The 7,269-nt window shown below is 40.9% G+C and carries 6 protein-coding genes; 1 reads left to right on the forward strand and 5 read right to left on the reverse strand.

Translation table 11 applies throughout. From position 1 onward, the window contains the following. Position 1: 1 nt before the first annotated feature. From V7D18_RS11595 to V7D18_RS11610, 4 genes are all read right to left on the reverse strand, one after another. A complete protein-coding gene (locus V7D18_RS11595; protein WP_426154434.1) occupies positions 2-877 on the reverse strand; it encodes a carbohydrate ABC transporter permease in 876 nt (291 codons plus the stop codon). A gap of 11 nt (positions 878-888) precedes the next feature. Beyond that, positions 889-1,710, reverse strand: coding sequence for a carbohydrate ABC transporter permease (locus tag V7D18_RS11600; protein WP_426154446.1), 822 nt, complete (start codon positions 1,708-1,710; stop codon positions 889-891). A gap of 131 nt (positions 1,711-1,841) precedes the next feature. Then, positions 1,842-3,191 carry an ABC transporter substrate-binding protein gene (locus tag V7D18_RS11605; RefSeq protein WP_426154435.1) on the reverse strand — a complete coding sequence of 450 codons (1,350 nt, stop codon included), beginning with the start codon at positions 3,189-3,191 and terminating at the stop codon, positions 1,842-1,844. A gap of 58 nt (positions 3,192-3,249) precedes the next feature. Further along, positions 3,250-5,211: a glycoside hydrolase family 20 zincin-like fold domain-containing protein gene (locus V7D18_RS11610; RefSeq protein ID WP_426154436.1), complete on the reverse strand. Its 1,962-nt coding sequence runs from the start codon at positions 5,209-5,211 to the stop codon at positions 3,250-3,252. A gap of 307 nt (positions 5,212-5,518) precedes the next feature. Here V7D18_RS11610 and V7D18_RS11615 point away from each other — a divergent pair, with 307 nt between their 5' ends. Next, on the forward strand, positions 5,519-6,328 hold the full coding sequence (locus V7D18_RS11615) for a helix-turn-helix domain-containing protein (RefSeq protein WP_426154437.1): 810 nt from the start codon (positions 5,519-5,521) through the stop codon (positions 6,326-6,328). Positions 6,329-6,437: 109 nt separating this feature from the next. Here V7D18_RS11615 and V7D18_RS11620 read toward each other — a convergent pair. Beyond that, a partial coding sequence (locus V7D18_RS11620) for a hypothetical protein (RefSeq protein ID WP_426154438.1) occupies positions 6,438-7,269 on the reverse strand: 832 nt, incomplete at its 5' end.

Here is a 7,269-nt window from a genome sequence, read left to right on the forward strand (position 1 = left end):
CCTATCCCTTCGCACCTGTGGAAGTGATTCCCTCCACAAAATACTTCTGAGCTGCAAAAAACAGGATCAGAGCAGGAAGCAGGGCAAGAAATGACATGGCAAGGATCTGATTCCATTCAACGATACCGCTGCTTTGGTCGATGGACATTTTAAGTGCCAGCGCAACCGGATATTTGGATAAACTGGTGACGTAAATGAGCGGCCCAAGAAAATCGTTGAAACTCCAGATAAACTGGAAGATCGTACAGCTGACAATCGCCGGCTTTAAGGCAGGCAGCAGTATACGGATCAGGATCTCAAAAGAATTGCACCCATCCACCGTAGCAGCCTCATCAAGATAAGTAGGGATGGAACGCAGAAACTGAATGAGCATAAATACAAAAAATGGTTCATTTGCAAACACCGTAGGTGCAATTAACGGAACATAGGTATCTAAAAGTCCCAGATTTTTCCAAAGCAGATAAAGAGGTATCCTTGTTACGACTGCAGGAAGAAACATGGTAGCCATCAGTAAGGAGAAAAAAAACTTCTTTAACGGAAACTGGAATCTGGCAAAACCGTAGGCTACCAGAGTGCTTGATACAAGACAGAATATAATCTTGGGTATCACGTATTTAAATGTATTCAGAAAGAAGGTTGTAAATGTAAACTGAGTCCTTGTCTTCCAGCCTTCTATGTACGGAGTGAAGTCGATTCGTTTAGGAATAAAATTGACTGTTGTAAATATTTCATTATTAGTTTTAAAAGTCGCACCTACCAGCCAGAGAATGGGATAGATCATGACCAGAGCCACTGCTGTTAATACCCCGTAGCGTACCACTGCACTGATTAAATTACTGCGGCGCCTGCGTCTTTCTAACTTACTTAACCCGTTCATATGTCCCCTCCTTAGTTCCCTTCATCAGAATAAAATACCCACTTGTTCTGTGTGGCGAAGAGAATCGCTGTCACAGCCATGATGATGATAAACAGTACCCAGCTGGCCGCACTTGCATATCCCATGTTAAAATACTTAAAAGCATTGTCGTAGATATACATGGAAGTCAGATAAGTAGCGTTTAACGGACCTCTTCCCGTGACAAGATAGGGACCGTTAAATTCCTGAAAGGCATTTACCATCTGCATGACCAGATTAAAGAAAATAGTAGGTGTAATGAGCGGAATGGTAATCCGGAAAAAGGAATAGAATCTGGTAGAACCGTCCACGCTTGCCGCTTCATACAGTTCCTGTGGCACATCTTTTAATGCAGCCAGAAAGATCAGCATGGATGACCCGAACTGCCAGACTTTTAAAAGCACGATGACAGCCATTGCGCCGTTAACGGATGAAAACCAGGGGATTGGAGCCGCTCCGAACAGACCGATAAAACGGTTGATAAATCCCTCCTGCTGAAATAAAAACCGCCAAAGCACTGCTACTGCCACATTTCCTCCCAGAAGAGATGGAATATAGTAGGCAGTCCGGTAAAAATTAATGCCTTTCAGCTGAAAGTTTAAAATATAGGCAATAAATAAGGCAAAGGTTAATTGAAGCGGTACGGTAAAAATTGTATACTTCACAGTAGCGGTCAGGGTTGATAAAAAATCAGTATCCCGAAACAGACTTATGTAATTTTCAAATCCGACAAAATCAGGTTTTCTTACAAGATTATAATCAGTAAAGCTGATAACAAGGGCATTCACAAAAGGATATAATGTTAAAACTATCATACCTGCCAGCCATGGAAGAATATATAACAATCCGATTTTACTGTGTTTCAAAAAGCTCCCTCCTTCGATTCAGTCACGCAGAAGAATCCCATTCCTCTGCGTGACGGTTTAACCAGCAGTTTTTTCTGCTATTATTTGTATTGCTGTTTCAGCTTGGCATTCTCTTCGCTGATGGCATCAAAAATTGCTTTCGCCGCCTCATCAGCACTGCTCTGGCCAAATTCAAATTTCTCGTAGTTTTTCTCGTATGCATTGGTGAATGTGGCATTCTCAAAAATCGGAGAGTTATTGATTACTTTTGCTTTCTCAGTAAAGTCATAAGCATCCTTTACAACACCGGTAATCTGGCCGTCTGCTTCCAGGGAGGCTTTCGCTGCCTTGGATGCAACCATTCCTCTGGTAGAACCCATTAATTTTGTTCCTTCCGGATCATTTAAGATGTACTGTAAAAATTCTGCGGCAGCCTTTGGATTTTTGGAATCCTTGGAAATTGCAAAGGTTAAAGATGGCTTTGCCATGGTTCCCTCAAATTTAGCGCCGTCAATAACCGGAAGCGGTGCAATCGCCAGTTCATCACCTTTATCAGATAAGGTTTTCGCATTGGAAGCAATTCCGCCCGTCCATTCCAAAACACCGGCATAACCGCCGTTGATGAACTTGGCGTTCTGAGCGATGCTGACAGGCTCATTGCCCACATTCTCAATGTAATCTTTTCTGGAGCAGAATACATGGGCATCTGCCAGATCCTTATACCAGATTAGCGCATCCTTATAATCTTCCTGTGTGTAATTCATGCTTAAATCATCGGCGAACTCTCCCTTACCGGTCTTCTGCTGCAGATAATAAATAGCAGCGAAACGGAATGTGGGGCTGACAATTAAATAAGAGTTAGGATCAGCTTTTGTAAATGCTTCCGCTGCCTTCTTATACTCGTCAAACGTCTTTGGCAGTTCCTTGATTCCGGCTCTTTCAAATGCAGATTTGTTCAAATAGAATCCAAGGGTATTCTGTCCATAGGGGATTACCTGCATCTTGCCTGCTCTCTGACCGAATTTTAAAAACTCAGGATCATACTGGCTGAAATCAAAGATGTCTTTTACCTGGTCCAAATCATAAAATCCGTTGCCATCCGGGCTGTACTGAAGAACCCATGGATAGTTTACTGTCATGATATCGGCTGCGGTGCCTCCTGCGTAACGGGTGGCAAAGGTCTCTTCCAGATTGCCAAAGCCGGAGGGCTCTCCTGTTACTGTGATTTTGCCTGCATGTGCGGCATTAAAAGCATCAATCGCTTTCTGTGTTGCCTGGTGACGGTCATCATTTCCCCACCAGGAAAAGCTTAAAGCTGCAGTGCCTCCTGCATCTTTCCCTGCTGTTTCCCCCTTGACCGGCTCTGCGGTCTTGCTGCTGCATCCAGCTGCAAGCATACTGACTGCAAGCACTGCAGCACACATCATACCTGTTGTTTTCCTCATACCCATTTCTAAACTCCTCCTTCTGATTATTAAATGATTTATTATGAATAAACTTTGATGACTGCTAATTGTATATCTTTCTTCCTTCTTCATCTGCGATTCCTGATTTCCGGTAGAAATAAGTATTGACCTGATCCCGCCATTCCACTGCATGCTCAAGCTGTAAATCCAGGCGTTCTTTTACGTTTTGATAACTGTCTTCATCCAGTTCATCCTTAATGCTTTCCCACCTGGCCTGGTATTCTTTCACCTTCTCCACACCGTCAAAATGGGTGTCATAAATATGCTGAATCACCGTTTTTCCTGATTGCAGCACATGGGTATACGGGACATGGTGAAAAAACAGCAAAAGCTTGTCAGGACAGGTATTGATATCCTCATATTCCTGATATATACGGGGAAAATACTGTTTTGTAAAACCGGTCCCTGTTGCTGCAGTCCGGTCTCTTCCGACTCCTTCTCTGTCAGCATAATGATAGGTCCCCCATTGGTCGTATTCGTAGCCATCGATATCACACCCGTAATGAATCCCCGGCTTGCACATAAAACCTACGGCAAGCGGACAGGTATAATCTTCATAGGTATCTCTGGAAGTGATTAGAATTGACAGCGCTTTTTCCCTGGCATCTTCTGTCAGTTCGAAGCTTAAATCCAGCCACTCCTTTGCTATCTCCTCTGAAGTCAGATCATTGTCCCAGGCCAGCCGCCCATATCCATACCAGTTGGCCTGCGCCATCTTGTTCCCGGTCCAGTTTCGGTCCATACCCACATTTCCTACTGCACAAAGACCGGAAAGCTTCTGGTCAGGGGAATACTGCCTGATGGCTTCTTTTACCAGACTTGATGCCCCATGCCGGGTATCAAAATCCAGGGTTTCCTTCCACATGGGAACTAGATAACAGATGTCTATCTGATGCCCGGTATATTCCTGTGTTATCTGAAATTCCAGAATCTGATTGGTCTCTTTTAAAGCACCGAACAATGGGGACACAGGTTCCCGGATCTGAAAATCAATGGGTCCGTTCTTAATCTGCAAAATAACATTCTCATCAAATTCGCCGTCCAGTTCATGGAAGAGATCATAAGCAGCCCGCGCCCGGTCAAGACTCCGGTCTCTCCAGTCCTGGGTGCAGTCATAGACAAAGCATCTCCAGACAATAATTCCGCCGAAAGGGCGGATCGCTTTCGCCAGCATATTGGCCCCATCTCCGTGGCTTCTTCCATATGTAAACGGACCTGGTTCGTGTTCTGAATCCGCCTTTACCACAAACCCTCCAAAATCCGGTATGAGCCTGTATATTTCCTCCACGGTATGCTTCCACCATGAAGCCACATCCGGACACAGAGGATCTGCAGTGGGAAGCTTCCCAACTGAGATCGGTGCTGCAAAATCAATGGCGAGAAATATCTTAATGCCATATGCAGTAAAGATATCTCCTATTTTTTTTATTTCTTTCAAATATTCCGCCGTTATGAAAAACCGCTCATATTTGCGGACATTGACGTTATTGATGGAAACTGCATTAATGCCCACAGAAGCCAGCAGCCTGGCATATTGACGGATCAGCTCCATATCACCCCGAAAAGCATTGTGATCATAAAAAATAGATCTTCCCGAATATCCCCGTTCAATGGTTCCGTCAAAATTGTCCCAATGGTTGATCATCCGGTAATTCTGATCCGGAATGCTGACAAAAGGGAAACGTTCCTTCTTTACCAGCAGCAGACGATGCAGACCGAATATTCCGTAGAGGAGGCCTTTTTGTGTGTTGCTTTTGATCTCATACCCCGATTCTTTCTGATCAATGGAATACCCCTCGTCTCCCAGGCTGCCATCGTCTGTGAGAATTAATACAATCGAGGCTTTGTCCTTTTGTGAACGGGAGATTCCATAGAACAGACGGGGCATCTCACCCTCAATGGTCCGGGTTATCCCTGAATCGTCCCTGTCTTCCATAAACCAGGTTTTCATATCATTCCTGCTTACCGGCTTGAGCAACCAGCATAAATCTCTTTTTTCTAACATTCCTGTTCCTTCCCACACTCAGTCCGATAATTATTATTTCCTCTTACTCTTACTTCATAAAACATTACAAACAAAGCTTCGTCTGATAGGGGTATCATAGCAAATTGCACAAAACAATAGAATGGAATGATTTAAGATTTTTGTAATTATTAAAGATTATTTTTTATATAATTGATCTTGTATTGTTACTATCCTTGCCATATAATACGATTAAGCGCATAAATCGACAAATTTTAAGAGATATTTCCTTGTATAAATTTAATAACGCTGGGAAATCACTTTTTTCTTAGGAAAAGGAGCTCTCCATATGGCTGAAAAACTGGATTTTAACAATCTCATACCCGAACTTCATTACTATATTCACAGAAAACCCACTCCGGGCTGGAAGATTGAACCATGTATCACATCCTTTATTGATATCACCTATGTGATGGAGGGGAAAGCAGAATATACCATTAATGATCAGACCTATATTGTTAATAAAGGAGATTTAATCTGTATTCCCCAGAACAGTTACCGGGCAGCCACCACGATTCCAGATGATCTGATTGAGTGTTATGCCACCAACTTTCTTCTCCGCAACCAGACTGGTCAGAATGTATCGCTTCCCCTGCCATATATCAGCCACATCGGGACCAATCCCCAGCTTATTGCTCTGTATAATGAGATGCACAGCGAATGGCTGCAGCAGAATTTCGGATATATGTTAAAGGTAAGGGCGATTCTCTGTATGATCCTGCACATGATTTTAGATCAGCTTTTAAACAGGAATCGTTCCGGGCAGGACGACCCCCGTATCAAAAACAGCATACGCTATATGAGCGCCCATTACTGGGAAAATTTAACTACGGAAGAAATGGCCAGAAGATTTCATCTCCACCCGGCCTATTATGGGAATCTCTTTCAGAAAACTACCGGTATGACATTTAAGCAGTATCTTATTTCCATTCGCTTAAATTACGCAGAAAACCTGTTAAAGAGCGGGGAATACAGCGTGGGGGAAGTGGCGCTGCAATGCGGATTTTCCGATATTTTTTATTTCAGTAAGTTGTTTAAAGCGAAAAAGGGAATTCCACCCTCTGCCTGCTTCCTGGAAGAAAAGAAGCCATTAAAATGAATAATATGAAAAAAAATCAACCCTGACTGAGGTATTACCTTTTACCTCGCAAGCTGGCTGATTTTTTGATTCTATCCGGACATTTATATTTTTCTTCCAATTAATTTCTCTATTTAACTATTGTCAATTGCAAATCTGCTATGCTCTGTTTTACATTATTGTATATTTTATTTCTTTTCTTATTAAACAAAGTTTTATTTATTTGTCTTATTTGCTTCATTATTAATTTTATCTGTGCTAAATTTTCTTTACATAGAACCATAGCATCAAATTCTTCAATAGTTCCATACAACATATCATTTTTAATAATCTCATTATCTAAATAAACTTTAATATCATTAAGTAAACTATAGACTATACCTAAATATATAGGATTTGTTTTCTTATAATCTTTATTAGTAAAATCAATTCTACTCATAAAGTTATTTAACTGTTTGATAATATTTTCTTGTTTGAACTTTATTAATGTATTAATATTATCTATTTCTATAGTATATTTTCCAACTTCAGCTTTTTGTTTACGTGAAAAAGTCATGCAGATCATAGGCAATGCTACTGCCAGTACAATTAATATCATATTCCAAACTAGAATACTACTCTTAATTGCTTTTATTATAAATTCATCATATCTAAAATCTCTTTGTGGTATACCCGGAAGATCATATTTTCCGCTTACCAAAACTACTTTATCAGAAATTAGAGCTTGTAGATTTTCTTCCAATCCAGATACTAAATTTGAATCCAAATTAGAATATAAATAAATATTTCCATTTTCAATACAATATGCCATATTATTCTTTACAGCACTTGGAATGTAGTATTCTCCAATATAAATATTAACAAATAAAACAAATAAAGTTAAAATAAGTGTTCCTCGAATTACAATACTTCTTATCTTCCGTTCTTTTTTTATCATTAATTTAATTGGCATTCTTTTATTG

The sequence above is a fragment of the Lacrimispora sp. 38-1 genome (assembly GCF_049890855.1).
Classification (GTDB): domain Bacteria; phylum Bacillota; class Clostridia; order Lachnospirales; family Lachnospiraceae; genus Lacrimispora.

What these genes read in the sequence shown, in the direction of transcription:
- V7D18_RS11610 (WP_426154436.1), bottom strand. Translation starts at nt 5,211, where the DNA reads ATGTTAGAAAAAAGAGATTTATGCTGGTTGCTCAAGCCGGTAAGCAGG.
- V7D18_RS11615 (WP_426154437.1), top strand. Translation starts at nt 5,519, where the DNA reads ATGGCTGAAAAACTGGATTTTAACAATCTCATACCCGAACTTCATTAC.
- V7D18_RS11600 (WP_426154446.1), bottom strand. Translation starts at nt 1,710, where the DNA reads ATGATAGTTTTAACATTATATCCTTTTGTGAATGCCCTTGTTATCAGC.
- V7D18_RS11595 (WP_426154434.1), bottom strand. Translation starts at nt 877, where the DNA reads ATGAACGGGTTAAGTAAGTTAGAAAGACGCAGGCGCCGCAGTAATTTA.
- V7D18_RS11605 (WP_426154435.1), bottom strand. Translation starts at nt 3,191, where the DNA reads ATGGGTATGAGGAAAACAACAGGTATGATGTGTGCTGCAGTGCTTGCA.